This is a genomic window from Acinetobacter sp. 228 (genome assembly GCF_048147885.1).
In genome coordinates, this window is sequence record NZ_JAYWYV010000390.1 from 1 (window position 1) to 1211 (window position 1211).

Annotated in this window: 2 protein-coding genes; one reads left to right on the top strand and one right to left on the bottom strand. The window is 41.5% G+C overall.

The genetic code is table 11. The features are described 5' to 3' along the window. Positions 1–502, top strand: a 502-nt coding sequence (locus VXQ92_RS19260) for a DMT family transporter (protein ID WP_416682881.1), incomplete at its 5' end; no start/stop codon positions are given. Here VXQ92_RS19260 and sxtR read toward each other — a convergent pair. Next, the coding region (sxtR, locus tag VXQ92_RS19265; protein WP_416682882.1) for a multidrug efflux pump transcriptional activator SxtR at positions 499–1211 on the bottom strand (713 nt) is incomplete at its 5' end. The two genes, VXQ92_RS19260 and sxtR, sit on opposite strands and share 4 nt — an antisense overlap.

Sequence of the window (1211 nt, forward strand, 5' to 3'; positions counted from 1 at the left end):
TATCTACATTCATTCGCTTATTGGAACATTATTGGCGGTTGCTGGGATTAGCATTATTTCGTGGAAAGGTGAAAATAGCCTTTTAATGCTGATTAATGCCTCTATTGCCGGTACGGGTTATGGCTTATTTTCGGTTTTAGTGAAAAAGTTCAAATTAAATGGCGGGCTGTTTCTGACTAAATACTTACTGCTGTTTGGTAGTGTTTATCTTGCAGTTCCGTTTTTAGTAAACTTGCACAGCATTAATTTTAATAGTGACATCATTTTAGGTTTGATTGGTTTAGCTGTTCTACCGACCATACTCGGCTTTTTCTGTACCACCAAAGCGTTGTCTTATATGAGTGCCGCAAAGGTACAAGTGACCGAGCTTTCAGAACCTATTTTTGCAGCGCTTATGGCTTGGGTTTTTATTCATGAACAGCCAACTTTATCGTTTTTATATGGTGCGATTTTTATTATTTCAGGCATCTTTTTAATGAACAGAGCGCCGAAATCAAACTAGCCGATTTCATTTATTTCGTTGGCGTGGTGGCAAGCCACTTGCACCACACTGGCAAAGTTAATCGCCATTTGTGAAGGGGCATGTTTCTTATAAGCAAGCCCTAAACCCACCGTAGGGACAGGTGCTTTCAAAGACCGATAAGCCACACCTTGTATTTGCAATTGTTTGGTCGACTCGGGAACCAAAGACACCCCTAAGTTTGCAGACACCAACGATAAAATTGACACAATTTGCGGGGCGTTTTGTCCAATTTTCGGTTCAAAGCCACGCTCATGGCAGGCCTGTTTAATCGCATCAAAAAGCCCTGCACTCACTGAAGGTGGCGAGACAATAAAATCAAGCTCTCGCAGCGCAGTTAAATCAATTTCGTGTGATGCATCGTCGAGTTGAAAAGACTCGGAAGGTAAAGCAGCAATGAGCGGCTCAGCTAATAATTCTTGAAGTATAAGACTGTCCGGCATATTGCGTGGCGAACGAATAATTGCGACATCTAAACGGTCTTCAAGTAATAAATCGATGAGTAGTAAAGTATTGGCTTCTTCAAGCTTTAAATTTACTTTCGGGTATTGCTGCTGGAAATAGCGAACGCATTTAGGAATTAAAGGGTTCAACATTGAAGTACCTGTAAAGCCTAACCGTAATTGACCCACTTCGCCATTTGCCACTTGTTTAACAAGGTTTTCTGCATCTTCTACACGCTGCTGTACTG